Genomic DNA, 23,096 nt, shown 5'->3' on the forward strand with positions numbered 1-23,096 from the left:
CTATTTGAGATTTTAGTTTAGAAATTATTAAGGTTTCACTGGCTGAAGTTCTCCTGTATTCATACCGTCAAAAACTGTCGGGAAAAACATGACGAAAATAAAATAAAGAATAATCATTAGAACAACGAGTCCTATCAGGCTTATTACAAGTGCGTTGGGTTTGTTTTTTTGTTTTGGTTCCATGATGTTAAGCGTTAAAGGGTGATTTAATAGTTTATAATAAATCCTATGCTAATTTCTTGCCACACTGCTTGCAGTATCGGGCATCATCATCAATATCTTCATTTCCGCATCTTTCACATACCAGTTCCAGATTTTGTCTTTTGTTTCTCATTTCCGCAGTCACAATTCCCGTTGGAACTGCGATAATTGAATAACCTGCAAGCATTAGAATTACTGCGAAAAATTTTCCCGTCGGCGTAATAGGGGAGACATCGCCGTAACCCACTGTTGTCACGGTTACTACTGCCCAGTAGATAGACTGCGGGATCGTTTCAAAGCCAGGTCTTCCGCCTTCCACCATAAACATCATCGAACCCACGATGACCGAGAAAATAATCAGAAATAAAAGGAAAATGTAAATCTTTCTTGAACTGTTTCGTAGAGCCCTTACAATCACAGAGCCGTCATTCATGAAATCCAGAAGGTTGAAAACCCTGAAAACACGGAGCATTCTCAGCATCCTGAAAATGAGAAAATATTTTGTAACCGGAAAGAAAAAGCTCAGAAAGAAAGGTACCAGCGACAGAAAATCAATTATTCCGAAGAAACTGAAAATGTAGCACTTTTTGTTTTTTATTACCGCAATACGCAAAATATACTCAATTGTAAAAAAAATTGAAATGATCCACTCAGCGATGATGAATGTAGTGTGAAACTTTTTATCAAGCTTCGGAACACTTTCCATCATAATGATAAATGTACTCCCAAGAATAAGAGCGAGGAGAATGATGTCAAAAAGTTTTCCGAGCCTTGTATCTGCACGGTTAATGATTCGAAACAAAAATCTCTTCCAAAGTGAATCTCCAGGAACGAGATTGTGCTCTTTTTCCATTGTCATGTTTTTTACAAAGTTATAAATATTCGTTATTTTCGTAGTCAAACTTACAGAATAAAATGACAATAAAAGATGTAATATCAAAAATAGAAAGAAGAATACAGATTTCTCAGGCAGAAGATTTTGACAACGTCGGACTCCTCTGCGGTCTTCCGGAACGAAATGTTAGCGGAATTCTCGTTTGTCACGATGCGTTGGAGAATGTGGTGGAGGAAGCTCTTGCAAAAAACTGTAATCTTATTGTCTGTTTTCACCCCATTATTTTTTCAGGTTTAAAATCACTGACAGGTAAAAACTATGTGGAAAGAGCGGTTTTGAAGGCCATAGAAAATAGAATCGCGATCTACGCCATTCATACAGCGTGGGACAACGATTTCTTTGGCGTAAATGCAGGGATTTGCAATCATTTAGGTTTAAAAAATTTAAATATCCTTCAGCCTAAAAAAAATAATTTAAAACAGTTGAATGTCTACGTTCCAAAAGATCATTCTGAAAATCTGAAAGAAGCTTTGTTTGATGCTAAAGCCGGAAATATCGGGTTTTATGATGAATGCAGTTTTACAACTGAGGGTTCGGGAACTTTCCGACCGATTGAAGGATCGAAACCTTTTTCGGGACAACAAAACGTCCGTGAAAATGCCGATGAGGTGATGATTTCCGTGATTTTTGAAAGTTTTAAACAGAACCAAATTGTTTCAGCGATGAAAAATGCCCATCCTTACGAAGAAGTTGCGCATCAGATCATCAGTCTTGATAATGAAAATCAATATTCTGGTTTAGGAATGTTCGGTGAATTTGAAACAGAAATGGATGAAGCAGAATTTTTGAAATTTGTGAAGGATAAATTTAATTTAGAAATCATTAAACATTCAGATTTTACAGGGAAAAAGATAAAAAGAGTAGGGGTATTGGGCGGTTCCGGAGCCAGCGGAATAAAATCTGCTTTGGCTAAAAAATGTGATGCTTACCTCACGGGTGATTTGAAATACCACGACTATTTTTCTGCAGAATCAAAGATGCTTTTGTGTGACATAGGGCATTATGAATCTGAGCAATTTGTGAGTGAACAATTATTTGAAATTTTATCGCAAAATTTTAGTACATTTGCAGTCTTGAAATCTAGCGAAAAAACAAACCCCGTAAATTATTTCATTTAGATATGGCAAAAACAGTAGAAATTTCAGTTGAAGAAAAATTGAGAGCTTTATACGATCTACAGATCATTGATTCCAGATTGGATGAAATCCGAAATACAAGAGGAGAATTGCCAATCGAAGTGGAAGATCTTGATATTGAGATTGAAGGCCTTGAGAAAAGAGCTGAAAAATTTCATTCAGAAATTAAAGAACAGAACGATCAGATCAATACCAAAAATGAGGTGATTAACCACGCAAAATCTTTAATTGAAAAATACAAATCTCAGCAGGACAACGTAAGAAACAATAAGGAATTTGAAGCTTTAGGAAAGGAAATCGAATATCAGGAGCTTGAAATTCAGCTTTCTGAAAAGAGAATCAAGGAATTCGGAGCTAAAATCGGTCACAAAAACGAAACTTTGGATGAGTTGAATGCTAAGATTGAAGATCTTAAAAACCACCTTAAATTCAAAAAAGAAGAATTGGAAGATTTGGTTTCTGAAACTCAGAAAGAAGAAGATTACCTTCTTGAGCAGTCTAAGGAGTATGCTTCTAAAATCGACGACAGATTGCTGGCTTCTTACAACAGAATCAGAAACAATTCTGCAAACGGTCTTGCCGTTGTAGGTTTGGAAAGAGGTGCTCCGAAAGGATCTTTCTTCACTATTCCTCCTCAGAAGCAGATGGAAATCGCTCAGAGAAAGAAAATCATCATCGATGAGCATTCAGGTAAAATTCTTGTTGACGACGAGTTGGTAAACGAAGAAATTGAAAGAATGAAATCTGTGATTAAGTTTTAATTCAGGTTTTTATAAAATAGAAAACGGCTTCAAATTTTTGAAGCCGTTTTTTTTTGTTAGGTTATGTAAGTGGTGAAAAATTCCCCTCCTCTGGAGGGGTGGTTAACATTCCGCTTTAAATATTTCCTTAAAAAAAAGCCGCCTCAAAAGAAGCGGTTTAATTTTTTAAGCTTGATGCTCATACATTTTATTGTACAGATCCATAAACTTCTCTTTAATCGCTTTTCTTTTCAGCTTTAAAGTTGGCGTTAAAAGTCCTGCTTCAATGCTCCAAACTTCTGGTGTGAGTTCAATTTTTTTGATCTGTTCCCAACTTCCGAGATGCTCATTGATGTCGTCCATTTCTTTTTTAATTCTTTCTTTAAGCTCTTTGCTGGCCGCAATTTCTTTTGGTGTAGTTCCGATGCTGAGGTTGTTTCTCATCGCCCAGCTTTTGGCAAATTCAAAATCAGGCTGTACCAAAGCGGTCGGCATTTTTTCACCATCGCCGACAACCATAATCTGCTCGATGAATTTTGAAGCTTTGGCTAAATTTTCAATCGTCTGTGGAGCAATGTATTTTCCTCCTGAAGTTTTAAACATCTCCTTTTTACGGTCGGTAATCTGCAGATACCCTTCACCATCAATATGACCGATGTCGCCGGTTTTGAAATAGCCGTCATCTGTAAAAGTTTCTTTCGTTTGCTCTTCATTTTTAAAATAACCTTTAAAAACTGAAGGACCTTTTACCGTAATTTCGCCGTCTTCCTGAATTTTTACTTTTAAATTATCTAAAGGATGCCCCACAGTTCCTACTTTCATTTTACCGAAAGAGTTTACTGAAATAACAGGTGAAGTTTCCGTTAAACCATAGCCTTCCAAAATAGGAATTCCCGCATTCTGAAACATCAAATTTAATCTTGAAGACAAGGCTGCCGAACCTGAAACCAAAGTGATGATTTCGCCTCCCAAACCTTCTCTCCATTTTTTGAAAACCAGTTTATCAGCAATAATTTCAGATAAACCGGAAGGTTTTGAAACCGTTTTCTTTTTTTGAATTAAATCTAAGGCCCAAAAGAAAATTTTCTGCTTGAAACCTCCCGCAGAAGATCCTGTAGCATAAATTTTATCATAAACTTTCTCTATTAATCTTGGTACAACGCTCATGTAGTGAGGTTTTACTTCTTTTACATTTTCGCCCATTTTTTCAATGCTTTCAGCAAAATGAATGGAGAAACCATTGTATTGGAAGAGATAAAACAACATTCTCTCAAAAATATGACAGATCGGAAGAAAACTTAAAACTCTCGTGTCTTTGTAATCCAAACTTTTCTTTCTCGGAATTCTTGGGATCGAACCTAAAACATTGGAGACAATATTTTCATGCGAAAGTATAACACCTTTCGGTTTTCCGGTGGTTCCTGAAGTGTAAATGATCGTCGCTACATCATCCGGGTTTATTGCCTTTGCCAGATCTTCCACTTCAATTTGAGTGGAATCGTCTTCGCCAAGGTCTAAAATTTCTCTCCAGTTGGCAGCTCCCGAAATCGCGTCAAAAGTAAAAACGCCCTGTAAACTTGGAATATTGTGTTTCACTTTCATCACTTTATCAAGCAAAGCTTTGTCTGAAAGGAAGCAGTATTTTATTTCAGCATTGGTAAAGATAAACTCATAGTCTTCGGGAGAAATACTCGGATAAACTGGCACTGAAATTACGCCGATCTGTGACAGACCCAAATCCATTATTGCCCATTCTGTGCGGGAATTGGTGGTAATCAAAGCGATTTTGTCGCCTGGTTTTATACCTAATTTTAAAAGTCCGCGTGAGATTTTATTGGCTTCATTTACAAATTCCTGAGTTGAAGTTTTTTTCCATTCGCCGTTATATTTTGTCACAAACATATCAGCTTTCGGATAATTTTCCAAAGCATGTTGAGGGATGTCAAATAATCTTTTAATGGTCATAATCCGTGGGTTTGATTTTAATAATTTTAAATATAAGAATTTTTTTTCACTGGCAAACCTTCTTTTTCATAAAAGGAAATTTCATCAAAAATAAGATTCGTTATTTATCCTTTAATAATTGATCTTTAATATTTAATTACAGTCATTATTCAAGGCTGAATATGAATAAATTTTTAAATTTTCATATTTGCCCAAAAAGTGTAAATTAGCGACCATATAATTCAAATTTTTATGGACTTTAATTTATCAGAAGAACAGCTGATGATTCAGCAGGCAGCGAGAGATTTTGCACAGAACGAACTGTTACCAGGCGTAATTGAAAGAGACCGTGACCAGAAGTTTCCTGCCGAACAAGTAAAGAAAATGGGGGAAATGGGGCTTCTTGGGATGATGGTAGACCCACAGTACGGTGGAGCTGGGATGGATAGCGTTTCCTATGTTTTGGCAATGGAAGAAATTGCTAAAGTAGATGCCTCTGCAGCCGTGGTAATGTCTGTAAACAACTCTTTGGTGTGTGCGGGTCTTGAAAAATTTGCTTCTGAAGAACAAAAAGTAAAATATCTTACTCCTTTAGCAAGCGGAGAAGTAATCGGAGCCTTTGCACTTTCTGAGCCAGAAGCCGGATCTGATGCCACTTCACAGCAAACAACCGCTGAAGATAAAGGTGATTATTATCTTTTAAACGGTATCAAAAACTGGATTACAAACGGTGGTACTGCAACTTATTACATCGTAATTGCCCAGACTGATCCTGAGAAAAAGCACAAGGGAATCAACGCGTTTATCGTAGAAAAAGGTTGGGAAGGTTTTGAAATTGGTCTTAAAGAAGATAAACTGGGAATCAGAGGAAGCGACACGCATTCTTTGCTTTTCAACAACGTAAAAGTGCCTAAAGAAAACAGAATCGGTGAAGACGGTTTCGGATTCAACTTTGCGATGGCTGTTTTGAATGGCGGTAGAATCGGTATTGCTTCTCAGGCTTTAGGGATTGCTTCCGGAGCGTACGAATTGGCATTAAAATATGCTAAAACAAGAAAAGCTTTCAAAACTGAAATCATCAATCATCAGGCAATTGCTTTCAAATTAGCTGATATGGCAACCAGTATTACTGCAGCAAGAATGCTTTGTTACAAGGCTGCTGTAGAAAAAGATGCCGGAAAAGACATATCTGAAAGTGGTGCAATGGCAAAACTGTATTCTTCACAAGTGGCGATGGATACTACGATTGAAGCTGTTCAGATTCACGGTGGATACGGTTATGTGAAAGAATACCATGTAGAAAGAATGATGCGTGATGCAAAAATCACTCAGATTTACGAAGGAACATCAGAAATTCAGAAGATTGTAATTTCGAGAAGCATCTCAAAATAATCTTTTCTTAGATAAAAATAGCAAGGGCTTTCAGAAATTCTGAAAGCCCTTGCTGTAACTAAACACAAACTTTTATATAAAATTATGGTCAATTGCTTAACCGTAATGCATTGCAAAAGTACAAATCAAATTTCAATTATTCTCATCGAAACATTAAAATTTGATTAAAATTATTCTGCCTGATTGCTGATATTTTTGTTTCTGTTCTTTTTAAAGAAATAATATGCAATTCCTGCAATTAAAAACAACGGCCAGAATGGAACAAAGAAAAGAAGAATTCCAGTCAAAACTTCCCATCCGGAGCCGATTCCCGAAGCAAATTTTCCTCCGAAACTGTCAGGTTTTGATGCAACTGTAGCAGCATTTTTCTCGTTTCCGTACAAAGTAATCTCGATATCGCATTTTGTTTTCGGATAAAATTCTTCTCCGGAACTGTCGATTGTTTTATCAATTACATTTCCTAAATTGCCACTCACGTCTTCCACAAAATATTCAAATTTATCTAATGGAATCTGTATTTTCAGATAAGCAGTTTTGGTGTCGTCGTTGTTTCTGCTGATATTTTCGCTTTTCAGACTCCCGTCATATTTTCTGAGTTGATCTTCTATGTAATTTTTTGCGCCATACGTATCATCAACACCAATTTCAAGATTGGCAGTTTTCTTTAAAGCATATTTAGGTTCAGATTTCGGCTTTTCAGGATTGTTTTTGTAAATGATTTTGGTTTCCTTAATCACTTTTGGTGCGGGAACATTCACTACAATTTTCTCTTGTTTTTTTCTTGCGGAATCTTTATCATAAGTTCTGGATTCAAATTTTACATTAGAAATTTTTTCGCCTAAAGAATCTACAGAAGAGGCCGTTTTTTCAAACTTATCTTTCAAATTCTGTGAAGTCTTATCAAAATCTTTAATTTTCACCTGCGCAGAATCCAAAGCCGCTGCCGTTTCATTTTGAATTTTCTCAGCCTTGTCGGAGATTTCTGTAAAGCTGCTGTCAGCAGATTTTATGGTTTCACTTAGAGATTCTGTAGTTCCATCTCCCTTTTTACACATAATAAATGTACTTGATATTGCAAGTAATAAGATAGCTTTTTTCATAACGATTAATTTTGTTGATGTAAAGCTACCTTGTAATTTTTTGTAATGTTTGTAAAGAAGATGTTTTGTGAGTGTAAAATTTTAGCTAATTGATTTTTAGAGTTTTGTAAAATAGTTAATAAGGTTTTACAAATATTTTTCTTTTGGAAAATTTAAAAAAATAATGACAAATCATATTATTGTGTACAAAATGCGATATAATCGGCAATGATTTTCGAATTATATTTTTGCTTGAAATAATAGAAATCTTTAATATGTGGCAATTTTTTTTCGTTGTATTGATTTATCAAACAAATATATTCAACAATTCCAATGTTTGAATTGCTTTTATCCAAGGCGATTTTGTCAAATTTTAAAATCAATTCTTGAGCATCTTTCATATTCCAGTTAGAATAGCTGTTTGCTAGATCTGAAAGTTCACTAATCAAGTATGGATCTTGATATGCTTCTTTTTGTAATAATTTTTTACATTCTTCTCTAGTTTTAATTGCGTGCGGCAAATTGTAGATCTCTTGATAAAGGTTGTTGGCTAAAGTAGTTTCAAAACCAGTACAGCCTGTTTTAATATGGATCGTGTCATCTTTTTTAATGAACTCAGAAAATAATGCTTCAAGTTTTTTATGCTTAGCTCTCACAAAACTCCCTGAAAAATAGGACTTGATTACTGTAGAACCATTAAACACTAAATACTCAATTTCATCATTTGTAGAAATTTTTTGTATACTGTCGAAAAGTTTATAGACTGAACTTTCATGACCATCAACATCAATATTCTTGTATTCCACCTTTTCAGATCTTGAAAGTTGATTAACAAGTTTATTTACTTCCGGACTAAGCTGAGAATAAATTATGCAAAAGCTAAAAAGAAAAAGGATTGTTAGGTTTTTTTTCATGTAATCTATGTTAAATCACAAAGATACTTAGTTTTAAAGACATATATTCAGATAAATATTAAGGCGTCTAGTGAAAAATTCCTACACTATTGACATGGACATTTAGCAAAAAAAAATCCGCAGAAAAACTTCCGCGGACTGTATTTATAAATCTAAACTTTTAAATTAAGCATTCTGAAATTCACTGATAAAATGCAGTTTCACATTCGGGAATTTCTCCTGCGTCATGTGAATCGTGAAAGAAGAATCTGCTAAGAAAACCAATTGGTTGTATTTGTCTCTTGCCAAAAATCGCTGCTTCAGTCTTGCAAATTCCTTGAATTCTTCAGATTTTTCATCGGCTTCAACCCAACAGGCTTTGTGCATAGAAAGTGGCTCATAAGTACATTTTGCACCGTATTCATGTTCCAGACGATACTGAATCACTTCATACTGAAGCGCACCCACGGTTCCGATGATTTTTCTGTTGTTCATTTCGAGCGTAAACAATTGTGCAACACCTTCATCCATCAACTGATCGATTCCTTTTGCCAACTGTTTAGCTTTCAGCGGATCGTTATTATTAATGTATCTGAAATGTTCCGGTGAGAAACTTGGAATTCCTTTGAAACTCAGTTTTTCGCCTCCCGTCAATGTATCGCCAATTCTGAAACTTCCCGTATCGTGAAGTCCGACAATGTCTCCAGGGAAACTTTCGTCAACCACTTCTTTTTTATCGGCGAAGAATGCATTCGGAGATGAGAATTTCATCTTTTTGCCTTCTCTTACCAAAAGGTAATTTTCATTTCTTTTAAAGGTTCCGGAAACAATTTTTACGAAAGCCAGACGGTCTCTGTGTTTCGGATCCATATTCGCGTGGATTTTGAAAACAAATCCTGTGAAAGTACTTTCCTCAGGCTTTACCAAACGGGTATCACTTTCCTTTGGCTGTGGCATCGGTGCGATGTCGATAAATGCATTCAGCAATTCACGTACACCAAAATTATTCAAAGCAGATCCGAAGAAAACCGGTTGCAAATCACCTTTCATATAATCTTCACGGCTGAATTCAGGGTAAACAGATTGTATTAGATCCAATTCTTCTCTTAGATTTTTTGCTGCTTTTTCACCAATTACTTCGTCGATCGAAGGATCATTGATGTCATCAAACTTAATCGCTTCACCAACTTTCTGTTTTTTCTCCTCCAAAAATAACTGGATATTGTCTTCCCAGATATTGTAAATTCCCTGAAAATCAGCTCCCATACCAATCGGCAAAGAAAGCGGACAAACAGTTAATCCTAATTTCTGCTCAACTTCATCTAAAAGATCAAAAGCATCTTTACCTTCACGGTCAAGCTTATTGATGAACACCAACATTGGGATATTTCTCATACGGCAAACTTTTACCAATTTCTCAGTCTGTTCCTCAACCCCTTTTGCAACGTCGATGACAACGATTACAGAATCTACGGCAGTTAAAGTTCGGTATGTATCTTCAGCAAAATCTTTGTGACCAGGAGTGTCCAAAATATTGATTTTGTGATCTCTGTATTCAAAAGCCAACACAGAAGTCGCTACGGAGATCCCTCTCTGTCTCTCAATTTCCATGAAATCGGAGGTTGCTCCCTTTTTTATTTTGTTGGATTTTACCGCACCCGCTTCCTGAATTGCCCCTCCAAAAAGCAGAAGCTTCTCTGTAAGCGTGGTTTTTCCGGCATCGGGGTGAGATATAATTCCGAAGGTTTTTCTTTTTTCTATTTCTTTGATTAAGTCTGACATATCGTAATTTGAATTTGCAAAAATCGTGAATTTAATCGGATTTTGAAAATTGGATTTTTCATTTCGTTTGAACCACAAAAGTCACAAAAGATTTAGATAGTTTTTAAAAAGCTGATCACTTTGAAAATACAGGTTCAAAAAAGATTTGAGAATATATCTATGAAAGTTTTAATGTAGATGCATTTGACCCATAAGTCACATAGAGTTGTCATTATTTCTTATAAAAAGAGCACATAAGATTAAAAATCAAAGGTTTTTGTATGGGAGTGGAAATTAAATTTTGACAGGCTGGAGTGATTTGTTTTTTTACAAACCACGAAGTGGTTCAATGTCAGTAGGCGTGGGTAAAACCCATGGTAAACAATACGTAGCCGATAAACAGAACCACGAAGTGGTTCAATATCAGTAGCCGTGGGTGAAAACCATGGATCAAGATCACACCACACGATCAGAACCACGAAGTGGTTCAATGTGAGTAGCCGTGGGTGAAACCCATGGACGAAGATCACAGCACACAATCAAAACCACAAAGTTGTTAAATATGAGTGGCCTTGGGTGAAACCCGTGGAAAAAATGTACAGTTATTATTAGAACCACGAAGTGGTTCAATGTTAATAGCCGTGGGTGAAACCCATGGAAAAGAGTTACAGCCATAAAATCAGAACCACGAAGTGGTTCAATGTGAATAGCCGATGGTGAAACTCATGGACGAAGATAAAACCATACGATCAGAATCATGAAGTGGTTCAATGTCAGTAGCCGTGGGTGAAACCCATGGATCAAAATTACACCACACAATCAGAACCGCAAAGTGGTTCAATAATAATTCACAAAAATACATTCTGATTGAATACATAATTTCCGTAAATGAAAATTATATTTATTTTTAAATGATTTTAAAACTCAAACCTCGCTCAACTTTTTTAAATTTGATTTTTTCTTCAGAAAATATGCCAGTCCCAAGCCTATAAAAACCATGGCGGCACTGAATGGGAAAATAAACTGCATTCCGAAAAAATCTGCAACACTACCGATGATTGGGCCTGCAACGCCGAGAGAAATATCGATGAAAAGTCCGTAACCAGCCAAAGCAGAGCCCTGGTTCGATGGAGCAACACTTTTGATCGCCATCACTCCCAATGCCGGAAATATTAATGAAAATCCTAATCCTGTAACACCGGCACCAATCAAAGCCATTTGGGCATTCGTGGCAAATGCGATGATGAGAAGTCCGATGGTTTCTACAAAAAGACAGGCAATCGACACCTTTATTCCGCCATAATTATTGATGACGTTGCTGAAAACCAATCTTCCGGCAACGAATAATCCTCCGAAGATACTCAGACACAAAGCACCATTATTCCAGTGAAAATGATTGTAATATAAAGTAATGAACGTAGAAATACTTGCGAAACCGATTCCTCCCAAGGCCAGACAAACGCCAAACGGAGCGACTTTTCCCAATACTTTCCAGAAAGATTGCGTTTCTTTTTGATTGTCGTTGGTTTTATTCTCTTTCGTTTTAGCAAAAAAATATCCAATAATTCCTAAGATAATGGAAAGAATCCCGATGCCGTAGAGACTGAATTTCTGTTCGATAACAATTCCTAATGAAGCACCAATCGCCAAAGCTCCGTAGCAAGCAACGCCGTTGTAGGAAATAATTTTTGCGGTATGTTTCTCTCCCAGTGCCATGATCGCCCAGTTGATCGGGCTTGCACCCACCAAACCTTCTGCGCAACCTGTGAACAGTCGTGTGATAATTAAAAATGCGAGACTTAAAACCGGAGAAAATTTAAAATAATAAGCGAAAATCAAAAAGATTCCGGTTAAGGAAAATCCGAGCATACTCAGCAGGACTGCGGGTTTCGGGCCTTTTCCGTCAATCATTTTACCTGAATAGGCTCTCAGGAAAAACGTGGAAATATATTGTAAACTAATGACCATTCCTGCCACCAAAAGACTGAATCCTAAACTTTTACTGATAAAAATGGGAAGAACTGAAAGCGATAAGCCGATAATAAAGTATCCTACAAAAGTGAAAGAAACATAACTGATCAGTTGTAAATTAAGGTTTTTAGGCTGATTTAATGCGGAATCCATGCGAATAAAAATAAGCTGCAAAGATAGTTTGATTAAACTTCACAATGAAGCAATTGCAATAGAAAAAAGAAAACGGTTTGATTTGAGATTTGAAGTTTGAGATTTGATCTTTTGGCAGGCTCATGATGACATTTGAGATGTAAAATTATTTTTTTTCATTAAATCAATTATCTTTGTTTCGTTAAAAAAAATCAGACTTTATGGAGCAATCACGTTATCCGAAATATATTTTCGATTGGATGGGAGGTTTAATTCTTTTCTTAGGATATATTTTGGGAGGTGTGTTTACCAAATTTATGCAACTTGCAGGAAAATTTATTTTCAGATTAGATTTTTTGCAGAAACCTTGGTTTTTGATGATTTCAAATGCTTTGGTATTTTGTCTGATGATTGCCGCCTTCGATTTTATTATCGTCCGTCAAAAAACGGGTAAAAAACTGAATTTCAACTTTTCACCGACCAATTTTTATACTTATCTTTTAATCTTTCCGATGATGTTGGGAATGATGTTCATCGGTGAGTTTATCACATCTCAAATCCCCACAACCGGACCGTTTTTTGGAGATTTCTATGAATTTTTTGAAAGAATAATGGAAGGATTTATCAATGATCCAATTATTATGTTAATTATGGCAGTCATCATGGCACCGATTTTTGAAGAAATTATTTTCCGTGGAATTATCCAGAAAGGTTTAATTAATAATGGTGTTGAACCCTGGAAAGCCATTGTGGTGGCAAGTCTTTTATTCGGTTTGATCCACGGGAATCCATGGCAGTTTGTAGGGGCGACTTTATTAGGTTGTGTTTTGGGATTAGTTTATTATAAAACAAAATCTCTGCTTTTGCCGATGCTGTTGCATGGTTTTAATAATCTCTGTTCGGCAATTTTGATTTTTTACACGCAAAAAGAAAGTTTTGCAGAAGCTTTTGAAATGCAGGAATGGACGATTTTGGTAATTGGAATTGTACTTTTCTCTGTCTTTTTCTATCTTTTTGCATTTAAAAATAAAGTCAGGTACTCTGAAGCTTAAAATTTTTTAACACATTAGTCACATAAGTTTAGTTTTAAATTATTGCACATATTTTAGAGCACATTAGTTAAAAATCAAAGATTTTTTAACTGCGAAACTTTTAGATTTCCACTAATTTAAACCTTACAAAAATCTTTGATTTTTTTTCTCTTATGGAATCTAAAATATTTTCAAACATCAAAATATATCTAATGTGACTTATGTGTCAAAAACATTATAATTCATAAAAATTCGAATAAAAAAATAAAAATGGAAATATTAGTAGCTACTCACAATCTTCACAAAAAAGAAGAGATTCAACAGATTTTAGGAAATGATTTCACCGTTAAAAGTCTTGCAGATTACGATCTTCACGACGAAATTGTTGAGGACGGAGATTCTTTCAACGCCAATGCCTTAATAAAAGCCAAATACTGTTTTGAGAAAACCGGAATTCCAAGTCTTGGAGACGACAGCGGTTTGGTTGTGGAATCTTTAGACGGAAGACCTGGTATTTTTTCTGCACGATATGCAGGAGATCACGATTTTGTGAAAAATATTGAGAAAGTTTTAAGCGAAATGGAAAATGTTGAAAACAGGAAAGCCTATTTCATCACCGTTTTATGTTATTATGACGAAAATGGTGCTCAGTATTTCGACGGCAGAGTTCACGGAAATCTGCTGACAGAAAATAAAGGACATCAGGGTTTTGGCTACGACCCAATTTTTGTCCCCGAAGGCCATGAAATCACTTTCGCTGAGATGAATCCCGAAGATAAAAACAAAATCAGCCACAGAAAACAGGCATTGGATTTATTTCTCGATTTTTTACAGGCGAAGTAGCGATAGAGAGGAGTATGGACACATAAGGCACATTAGTTTTCAGTTTTAATTCTCTTGAAAATTGAGAACACAGAAGATTAAAAAATCAAAGATTTTTTTGAGGGCTTTGTGAGCATAATTGTAAATTCTACGATGCATTTGCACTTGAAAATCTCTGATTTTCTCTCATGTGATCTAAAATATTTTCAATGCAGATCTAAAATCTCATATGACTCATGTGTTCAGGTTCATAATTATTTTAAAACCTTAACCTAAGCCTCAACCTTAACCTCAATTATTGTACATTTGCTTTAATAAACTATTGATTTGAGTACTTATTTAACGATATTAGGCTTTAATTCTGCGATACCAACGGTTAATACTTCTCCCACGGCACAGCTTCTCGAAATGGAAGAACGCTGTTTTCTGATAGATTGTGGCGAAGGAACGCAGGTACAGCTGAGAAAAGCGAAAGCGAGATTTTCAAAAATCAATCATATTTTTATCTCCCATCTTCATGGCGACCATTGTTTTGGTTTGCCTGGACTGATTGCGTCGTTCAGGCTTTTGGGAAGGGAAGTTCCGCTGCATGTGTACGGCCCGAAAGGAATTAAAAAAATGCTCGACACTATTTTTACCATTACTGAGACGCACAGGGGTTTTGAGGTAGTTTATCGTGAGCTGGACAAGGATTATTCCGAAAAAATCTATGAAGACAACAGGGTGGAAGTGTACACGATTCCACTTGACCACAGGATTTACTGTAACGGTTATCTTTTTAGGGAGAAACCGAGAGAACGACATATCAATATGGAAGAAGTTTCAAAATATCCTGAAATTGAAACCTGCGACTACCATAATTTGAAAGCCGGTAAAGATTTTGTTTTAAGTGACGGATATGTTTTAAAAAATGAAATTTTGACAACCAGTCCGGCTCCGTCGGTTTCCTATGCGTTTTGCAGCGACACGAGATATCTGGAATCTGTGATTCCGATTATTAAAAATGTGACGGTTCTGTATCACGAAGCTACTTTTTTACATGATTTAAAAGAAATGGCAGATTACACCGGTCATACAACAGCTTTGGAAGCAGCGACGATTGCCAAGAAAGCAGAAGTTGAAAAATTGATTTTAGGACATTTCTCCAACCGTTACGGAGATTTGACGGTCTTTACAGATGAAGCGAGGACGGTTTTCCCAAACTCTTATCTTCCGAAAGCGTTGGAATGTGTGAAAATTTAAAAAGATTTAAGCATTAAAACAGCTTTGAGAGTAAGTTTTTTTAAAATTCAGATTAAGCTGAATTTAGCATTTTGCTTAATGATATTTTTAAATATTTCCTTAAATCAAACTTAAAGACTTCAAAATCTTAATGGTTTAAATTAAAAAATGTTTATTTAAATAAATGAAGTTGAATTTTTCAGAATTAAAAGATTTTCTCAACGAAAAGGCTGATATTTACAATAATCCAGATTTTATAAATGATGATCCGGTTCAGATTCCGCATCGTTTTTCTTTGAAACAGGACATTGAAATCGCAGGGTTTCTTGCTGCGACCATTTCTTGGGGAAACAGAAAGTCTATCATTAGGTCAGCAGAGAAAATGCTGGATATTATGGGCAATTCGCCTTATGATTTTGTGATGAATTATTCTGAAAAAGATTTAGAACTTATTAAGGATAAAAGCATTCACAGAACATTTAATGGTGAAGATTTTGCTTATTTTATCAGTCAGTTTCATAAAATTTATACTGAAAATGAAAGCCTTGAAGATCTGTTTTTAATCAATGAAAATGAAAGTAATTTTCAGCATTCAATTGAGAGATTCAGGCAAAAATTTTTAGGAATTGAAAAACACAGAACGCACAAACATGTGAGTTCGCCCTACAAAAATTCATCTGCAAAACGGATCATCATGTTTCTGAGGTGGATGACCAGAAAAGACAACCGTGGTGTGGATTTTGGAATATGGGGAAATATTGATCAGAAATTTTTATCCATTCCTCTCGACGTTCATACCGGAAATGTTTCAAGAAAACTGGGATTGATTTCAAGAACTCAAAACGACTGGAAAACCGTGGAAGAACTGGATTTAATTATCAGAAAACTGGACGAAAAAGATCCCGCCAAATATGATTTTGCTCTGTTTGGTCTTGGCGTCACTAAAGAATTTTAACAGACAATTTCAAATATCAAATCTCAAAATGTCATCCTGAGCCTGTCGAAGGATCAAATTTCAAATCTTTAAAAATGAAAACGTCACACGAAAATATAGAATTTCTGGAGAAAATGGCAAACGGAATCACCTCATGGATTGGTTCTATACCGTCTCTTATTATCCATACTTTGCTTTTTCTAACCTCGTTTTTGCTACCGGTTTTCGGGGTGGTAGATTTTGATAAAATGCTTTTGGTACTCACGACGGTTCTGTCTCTGGAAGCGATTTATTTATCCATTCTTATTCAGATGTCTGTCAATAAAAGCAATGAAAAAATTGAAGACATTCAGGAAGATATTGAAGATATTCAGGAGGATATTGAAGAGATCAGCGAAGATATTGAAGAAATCAGTGAGGATCTGGAAGAGATTAGCGAAGATATTGAGGATATCCAGGAAGATATTGAGGAGATCAACGAAGATGAGGACGAAGAAGATCATAATGAGAGAGCCAAAAAAGCAATTCTGAAAAGCAATGTGAATTCAAATAAGAATGAAATCAAGTTTTTGAAAGATAAAATCGCGGAACTTCAGAATAAAATTGATGAACTGAAAAAAGATTAGAAATAGTACACTCAAGCATATTAAAAACGGATTGATCGGTAGTTTAATCTATTTTAGTTAAACATTAGAATCGTATTAAAATTTAATTAAAAAATATCTTTTTTGAAATATTGTTATTAATAATTTGGATTTCAATATGTTTTAAGTCAATAAATTTTGGTATTTTTGGGCAAACAATCTGAAAATGTTAAATTATAGATCAAAAAATTACTTTAAAATTAGTTTTGTTCTTTTTGCTTTTCTAAGTACATTTAGTTTTGCTCAAGTACGAACGCAAAAGCCTACAAAGTTTCCTGTTGAGGCAAAAGCAGGATCATTTATAGATGTAAATATTCCGTCTTATCCGCCGAGCAGTTTCACGCCTACACAACTCGTTACAGATATTCTCGTGGGTAATGGTGGAGGATGTGTGGTTCCAAACATTTCTAACGTCACTGTCAGCCCGAATACCGCTGCAACTGTTGAAAACAGAGCGTGGGGATACTTTCATAAGGGTACCGCCAACTTTCCTTTTACCGATGGTATCGTTTTATCAACAGGTTTTGCAAGAAAAGCAGGAAACGTTGCTGAAGTAAGTATGGGAGATAACAACCAGGGAGGTGGTGATGCTGATTTAAGTGCTGCCATCGGCGTTGCAGGTCTTAATAATGCTTCGGTTCTGGAGTTTGATTTTGTACCTACAAGCAGTCAGATGAAGTTTAATTATATCTTCGCGTCTCATGAATATGACTCAGATTATCCTTGCCCGCCATTTCAGTTTGACGATGCATTTGCATTGTTGCTGAAACCTAATACACCGGGATCTACCTATACAAATTTAGCAGTTCTCCCAGGTGGAGCAGGTTTGGTCGCTGTAACCAATATTGTTCCTGACAGTTTTTCCTGTGGACCTTTAAATGCTCAGTTTTTTGGCTCTATGCTGCCAAACGGAACCAATTATAACGGACGAACAATCCCTCTTACAGCGGAAGCCACAGTAATCCCTGGTCAGTCTTATCATATTAAAATGGTAATTGCCGATGCACGTGATACGATCTATGATTCGGCCGTATTTTTGGAAGCGGGATCATTTAATATTGGGGTAAGTATTGTGGATCCGGCCGGAAATCCTGTGCCTGAAACACTTTATGTGTGTGATAATACACCACAGATTCTGAAGGCGTTGGTAACCACAACTCCTGGGATGACCTTTCAGTGGTTTAAAGATGGTGTAGCTATTCCGGGTGCCACAAACGTGACGTACACAGCTGTTGGGCCAGGTGTTTATACTGTAAAAATTATTATACAGGGGCAAAACTGTCCTGCTGAAGCGAAAGTTACAATCGTTGGCGGTACAAGCCCAATCATACAGAATGCAACTTTAAAACTTTGTGCAACGCCAAGTAATTCTACATTTAATTTAGATTCTGCAAAACCATCAATCAGTACAACGCCAGGAGCTGTATTTAAATTTTATCTTCAGCAGGCAGATGCAGTTTTAGGAAATAACAGTAATATTACTGGCACAACAGCTTTCAACGGAACAGACGGACAGGTGATTTATGTGAATGTTTCCAACGGTGCTTTCTGTTCGAGAGTGGCCATGCTTACATTAAGAAGAGAAGAAACTCCTGTTGCGACATTAACTGCACCAAAAATAAAAATCTGTAATGGCGAGTCTGTAGTATTAACAGCAGCAGGTGGTGTAACATATCAATGGGGAGACAATTCTGCTTCAGGAGCAATACGTACTGTAAGTCCCACTGCAACAACTACTTACACTGTCTATGCGATCGGAGCACAAGGTTGTAAATCTCTTACTCCGGCGAGCATCACCATTGAAGTTGTTCCTGCAATCACTTCAACCTTAACTGGAGGATGGATTTGTAATGGAGACACCATTACGCTTGATGCAGGTGCAGGCCCTAATTACGCTTATCAGTGGAGTAACGGTGCTACTACACAGACAATCACTGTTGGTGTAGGCGGTACTTATGGAGTTACAATCTCAAATGGTGTATGTACGAAACTTTTCACTACTGAAGTGAAAATAGCTGTACCCCCAACCATTACCAACATTAATTATGCTAACGATAATATCACCATTTCAGTGAGCAATCCAAGCAATGGTGCTTTGGAGTACTCGTTAGACAATGGACTGACATGGCAGAATTCAAATGTCTTTACCAATGTTCCTAAAAACAAATTGGTTTTCATTCAGGTAAGGGTAAAAACTACAAGTTGTGTGGGTTATCTTGAGTATTACACTTTCAACATGCAGAATGTGATTACGCCAAACGGTGACAATGTAAATGACATTATTGATTTCAGAGGTGTAGCTGGTAATAAAAACTTTACAGCTCAGGTTTCAGACCGATATGGAAGAGTAGTTTACAGATATGAGAAAATAAGACCTTATTGGGACGGTTTCTTCCAGGGCAAGAAATTGTCTACTTCATCTTATTGGTATCAGATCACTTTTGAAGATCCTGCAAGTAAACAGACAACGGTAAAAACAGGTTGGATTTTACTGAAAAATATAGAATAAAATTTAATTTAGATAAGATTAAAGCCGGCAGAATTGCTGGCTTTTTTGTTTTATGACAGTAAAAGTTTAGTTTTCAATATTTTGTAAAATAAAACTTATAGCAATAATCATTAAATGACTTGAAAAAAAATGCTATTTTTGTTGAAAATAATGTAAAATGAACATTAGAAGTACAAGAAATTTATTTTTGACTTTGCTTGCGATATTATCTTCAACTGTATTGTTTTCACAAGATAGGAGTAAACAGGTTCTGAAACAGCCTACGTCTCAGACGATGAAGGCAGGAGCTTTTATTGATATTAATACACCAAATTATCCACAGTCATCTTTTAATATAACCCAGTTAGTTACCAATGTTCTAATTGCTGGTAATACTAATTGCACTACACCAAATGTTAGTAATGTAATTGTATCGCCCAACTTGATTGAGAGTGATCCTACAAGAAGTTGGGGTTATTTTAATAGAGGTACAACTAATTTTCCTTTCAGTAATGGAATTATTCTGACTACTGGTCATGCTGCGAGAGCTGGAAATACTTTTCAATCTGGTCAGTTGAGTAATACACTTCCTTCACAGGGAGATGCTGATCTTGCTGCAGCATTGGGTTTACCTGCAGCAGCTTTAAAAGACGCGTCTTACATTGAATTCGATTTTGTTCCTACAGCGAATCAGGTTTCTTTCAGATATTTATTTGCCTCAGAAGAATACGAAGGAAATTTCCCATGTACAATTACAGATGGTTTTGCACTTTTGCTAAGACCTGTTTCAGGCGGAGCTTATACAAATCTTGCGGTGTTACCAGGAGGAGCAGGTCCCGTAAGTGTGACCAATATTATACCTTCTACCTACAGTTGCGGTCCTAAAAATGCACAGTATTTTGGAGGTCAGAATACTGCTAATATAGAAACAAATTTCAGTGGAAGAACTGTTCCCTTGACGGCAACTGCAACAGTAATACCTGGTCAGGCTTATCATTTTAAAATGGTTTTGGCGGATTATCAGGATTCTGCCTACGATTCAGGCGTGTTTTTGGAGGCAGGATCTTTCGATATTGGTGTGCAGATTTTGGGCTCAAATGGAGTTCAGTTACCGGCATCCATAAATGTTTGTGATAATGCACCGCAGACTTTCACAGCTTCTGTACAGAATCCTAATGCAACTTACCAGTGGTTTTTAAACAATGTTGCAATTCCAGGTGCTGTGAACGCAACTTTTACAGCTTCACAGCCAGGTGTTTACAAGGTTGAAGTTTTATTTCCAGGTAGTACTTGCCCAGGCACAGCTACAGTAACGATAGTTGGCGGAACTTCACCAACAACGCAGAATACAACACTCACGGCCTGCTATGCTCAGGGAAATGCAGTATTTAATTTGACAAATGCAAATTCTGCTATCAGTACTACTTCTGGAGCTACGTTTTCATACTATCTAAATCAAAATGACGCTAATGCTGGAAATGCAAATACAATTCAGACTCCGACAGCATTTCCGAGCCCCGGTAATCAGACTGTTTATGTTTTAGTTAAAAATGGTTTCTGTTCAAAAGTTGCGCAGCTACAGCTGGTAAAAGCACCGGAAATAACAGCAAATATCGCACAGCCTTCTGTGCTTACCTGCACAAATTCACAGATTACATTAAATGGCTCAAATTCCGTCTATCCAACAGGTTCAACATTTGCATGGACAACTACCGGAGGTAATATCGTTTCGGGAGCAAATACTTTAAATCCTGTTATAAATGCTGCAGGAACTTATACTTTAACGATTTCAAATACTTACCAACCAGGAAATCTTACATGTACGGCTGTTTCAAACGTAACAGTTACAGGTGACAGTGCTCCGCCATCACCTACCTTAACAGCATCTAAAATTCAGATCTGCTCTGGTGAGTCTGTAATTCTTACTGCTGGTGGAGGAGTTACCTATACCTGGAACGCACTCCCGGGAACTGGAAATACGCAGACTGTAAGCCCTACAACAACTACTACCTATTCAGTGACTGCAGTGGGAGCGAACGGCTGTCCTTCTGCAAATCCTGCAACAATTACAATTGAAGTTTCTCAGCCAATAACTGTTCAGAATGCCTCTTTATTAAAATGTTATTCTCCGAATGGAATTGTGTATGATTTAACGGAAGCTCAGCCACAGATTACTTCTGCCGGAAGTGCAACATTTGCATATTACCTTCTTCAGTCAGACGCAAATCAGGGAAATAACAATACCATAAATGCACCTACAAATTTCACAAGTCCGGGAAATCAGACGATTTATGTTTTGGTTAAAAACGGAGCCTGCTCATACGTGGTAACGCTTCAGTTACAGACCACAGCCGTCACTACAGTTACTATTGCCGCGCCTGCAACGATTACATGTACAACACCTCAGATCACTTTAAATGCTTCCGGTTCAACAATTCCTGCGGGCTCAACGATAGTATGGACGGCTACTGGTGGTGGAAATATTGTTTCAGGAGGAACAACTTTAAATCCTGTTGTAAACGCAGGAGGAACATATACTTTAACAGTTTCAAATACAACTCAACCAGGAAATCTTACCTGTACATTTACTTCAAATGTTAATGTAGTGCAGGATACAGTGGCACCAAATACTCTTGTTACAGCCACTGCACCTCAGATATGTCCGGGAGAATCTGTTACACTTACAGCATCGGGCGGTTCAACTTATATTTGGACGGGTTTGACTGGAACCGGAAATACTCAGACAGTTTCACCTGCCGTTACAACTTCTTACACTGTAACTGCAGTAGGAGCGAATGGATGCTTGTCAGCACAACCTGCGACGATAACAATAATAGTTGGTCCGCCAACGCCATTCTTAACTGCATCTAAAACTAAAATCTGTGCAGGAGAATCTGTTACGCTTACGGCAACCGGAGGAGTTACCTACAATTGGGGAACTTTACCAGGAAACGGAAGTACTCAGGTGGTGAGTCCTGCAACTACAACTACCTATCAGGTGATTGCTTTGGGAGGAAACGGATGTACTACAAATATTCCTGCCACTATTACTATTGAAGTGGTACCGGCAATTGTATCTAATCTTCAGGACGTATTTGTCTGCGCAGGTGATAACGGAACTCTGGACGCAGGTGCCGGCCCTAACTATACTTATATCTGGAGCAATGGTGCAACAACACAGACTATTTCTACAAATGTTCCGGGAACGTATTCGGTTACAATCAGTAATGGAACATGTTCAAAAGTTTTCACTGCACAGCTTCTTAATCCTCAGTTGCCACAGTTTACCAACATCACTTATGCTGATCATATTTTAACTGTTACGGCCACAAATCCTAATAATGCTGTTTTAGAGTATTCGATAGACAATGGTGTGACATGGCAAACCTCAAATATTTTCTACAATGTAGATAATAATATGAGTTATAATGTAAGAATCCGAAATAAGGATGCAGACTGTAGCAATTTTATCGAGTTCTATACTTTTGTAGTGATCAATGCTATTACACCAAACCGTGACGGTATTAATGAAGGTGTTGACTTCAGCGGTATCAGTAAGTATAATAATTTTGCAGCTTCTGTATTTGACCGTTATGGTGCTGAGATTTACAAAGCCTCAAAATCCGGACTTACATGGGATGGTACTTTAAGAGGTATGAACATCCCTACGGGAACTTATTGGTACAAAGTACAGTGGGAAAATCCGGCAAGTAAGAAAATGGAGATGAGAAACGGATGGATCTTAGTAAAAAACAGAAACTAAATAATTAATAACCTTTCACCCGAAAGGTTATTTTTTTTGATAAAATAGT

17 protein-coding genes are annotated in these 23,096 nt (G+C 36.7%); 10 read left to right on the forward strand and 7 right to left on the reverse strand.

Annotated features, from left to right (window positions below; genetic code table 11):
* Positions 1 to 27: 27 nt before the first annotated feature.
* Positions 28 to 183, reverse strand: coding sequence for a hypothetical protein (locus NG809_RS15190; RefSeq protein ID WP_262152057.1), 156 nt, complete (start codon positions 181 to 183; stop codon positions 28 to 30).
* A gap of 43 nt (positions 184 to 226) precedes the next feature.
* Entirely contained in the window at positions 227 to 1,054 is an 828-nt protein-coding gene (locus NG809_RS15195) for an ion transporter (protein ID WP_262152058.1), read from the reverse strand.
* 62 nt (positions 1,055 to 1,116) lie between these two features.
* Here NG809_RS15195 and NG809_RS15200 point away from each other — a divergent pair, with 62 nt between their 5' ends.
* Together NG809_RS15200 and NG809_RS15205 are read left to right on the forward strand one after the other, a co-directional pair.
* A complete protein-coding gene (locus tag NG809_RS15200) occupies positions 1,117 to 2,214 on the forward strand; it encodes a Nif3-like dinuclear metal center hexameric protein (protein WP_262152059.1) in 1,098 nt (365 codons plus the stop codon).
* A 2-nt stretch (positions 2,215 to 2,216) separates the two neighbouring features.
* On the forward strand, positions 2,217 to 2,993 hold the full coding sequence (locus NG809_RS15205) for a zinc ribbon domain-containing protein (protein ID WP_262152060.1): 777 nt from the start codon (positions 2,217 to 2,219) through the stop codon (positions 2,991 to 2,993).
* Between the two features lie 165 nt (positions 2,994 to 3,158).
* On the opposite strand, the gene NG809_RS15210 is transcribed toward NG809_RS15205, so the two are convergent.
* The gene (locus NG809_RS15210) at positions 3,159 to 4,937 is read right to left on the reverse strand and encodes an AMP-dependent synthetase/ligase (protein WP_262152062.1); all 1,779 of its coding nucleotides are present in this window, start codon (positions 4,935 to 4,937) and stop codon (positions 3,159 to 3,161) included.
* Positions 4,938 to 5,168: 231 nt separating this feature from the next.
* On the opposite strand from NG809_RS15210, the gene NG809_RS15215 reads away from it, so the two are divergent.
* The gene (locus NG809_RS15215; protein WP_262152064.1) at positions 5,169 to 6,308 is read left to right on the forward strand and encodes an acyl-CoA dehydrogenase family protein; all 1,140 of its coding nucleotides are present in this window, start codon (positions 5,169 to 5,171) and stop codon (positions 6,306 to 6,308) included.
* 170 nt (positions 6,309 to 6,478) lie between these two features.
* Here the strand turns inward: NG809_RS15215 and NG809_RS15220 are convergent, their stop codons facing one another.
* The 4 genes from NG809_RS15220 to NG809_RS15235 all read right to left on the reverse strand — a co-directional run bounded on the left by NG809_RS15220 (position 6,479) and on the right by NG809_RS15235 (position 12,165).
* Positions 6,479 to 7,408: a DUF4349 domain-containing protein gene (locus tag NG809_RS15220; protein ID WP_262152067.1), complete on the reverse strand. Its 930-nt coding sequence runs from the start codon at positions 7,406 to 7,408 to the stop codon at positions 6,479 to 6,481.
* Positions 7,409 to 7,584: 176 nt separating this feature from the next.
* Positions 7,585 to 8,301, reverse strand: a complete 717-nt coding sequence (locus NG809_RS15225) for a hypothetical protein (RefSeq protein ID WP_262152069.1) — start codon at positions 8,299 to 8,301, stop codon at positions 7,585 to 7,587.
* Between the two features lie 165 nt (positions 8,302 to 8,466).
* Positions 8,467 to 10,062, reverse strand: a complete 1,596-nt coding sequence (locus tag NG809_RS15230) for a peptide chain release factor 3 (RefSeq protein ID WP_056082199.1) — start codon at positions 10,060 to 10,062, stop codon at positions 8,467 to 8,469.
* Positions 10,063 to 10,965: 903 nt separating this feature from the next.
* The gene (locus NG809_RS15235; protein WP_262152072.1) at positions 10,966 to 12,165 is read right to left on the reverse strand and encodes an MFS transporter; all 1,200 of its coding nucleotides are present in this window, start codon (positions 12,163 to 12,165) and stop codon (positions 10,966 to 10,968) included.
* Positions 12,166 to 12,365: 200 nt separating this feature from the next.
* Between NG809_RS15235 and NG809_RS15240 the strand changes: the two genes are divergently transcribed.
* From NG809_RS15240 to NG809_RS15270, 7 genes are all read left to right on the forward strand, one after another.
* The gene (locus NG809_RS15240) at positions 12,366 to 13,196 is read left to right on the forward strand and encodes a CPBP family intramembrane glutamic endopeptidase (RefSeq protein ID WP_262152074.1); all 831 of its coding nucleotides are present in this window, start codon (positions 12,366 to 12,368) and stop codon (positions 13,194 to 13,196) included.
* A gap of 243 nt (positions 13,197 to 13,439) precedes the next feature.
* Positions 13,440 to 14,018: an RdgB/HAM1 family non-canonical purine NTP pyrophosphatase gene (rdgB, locus tag NG809_RS15245; protein ID WP_262152586.1), complete on the forward strand. Its 579-nt coding sequence runs from the start codon at positions 13,440 to 13,442 to the stop codon at positions 14,016 to 14,018.
* Between the two features lie 306 nt (positions 14,019 to 14,324).
* Positions 14,325 to 15,239, forward strand: coding sequence for a ribonuclease Z (locus tag NG809_RS15250; protein WP_262152076.1), 915 nt, complete (start codon positions 14,325 to 14,327; stop codon positions 15,237 to 15,239).
* Positions 15,240 to 15,408: 169 nt separating this feature from the next.
* Positions 15,409 to 16,173, forward strand: a complete 765-nt coding sequence (locus tag NG809_RS15255; RefSeq protein WP_262152587.1) for a TIGR02757 family protein — start codon at positions 15,409 to 15,411, stop codon at positions 16,171 to 16,173.
* A gap of 74 nt (positions 16,174 to 16,247) precedes the next feature.
* Entirely contained in the window at positions 16,248 to 16,778 is a 531-nt protein-coding gene (locus NG809_RS15260) for a DUF1003 domain-containing protein (protein WP_262152078.1), read from the forward strand.
* A gap of 184 nt (positions 16,779 to 16,962) precedes the next feature.
* The gene (locus NG809_RS15265; protein ID WP_262152080.1) at positions 16,963 to 19,305 is read left to right on the forward strand and encodes a gliding motility-associated C-terminal domain-containing protein; all 2,343 of its coding nucleotides are present in this window, start codon (positions 16,963 to 16,965) and stop codon (positions 19,303 to 19,305) included.
* 157 nt (positions 19,306 to 19,462) lie between these two features.
* Positions 19,463 to 23,047, forward strand: coding sequence for a choice-of-anchor L domain-containing protein (locus tag NG809_RS15270; protein WP_262152083.1), 3,585 nt, complete (start codon positions 19,463 to 19,465; stop codon positions 23,045 to 23,047).
* Positions 23,048 to 23,096 lie beyond the last annotated feature (49 nt).

The organism is Chryseobacterium foetidum, assembly GCF_025457425.1.
Taxonomy (GTDB): domain Bacteria; phylum Bacteroidota; class Bacteroidia; order Flavobacteriales; family Weeksellaceae; genus Chryseobacterium; species Chryseobacterium foetidum.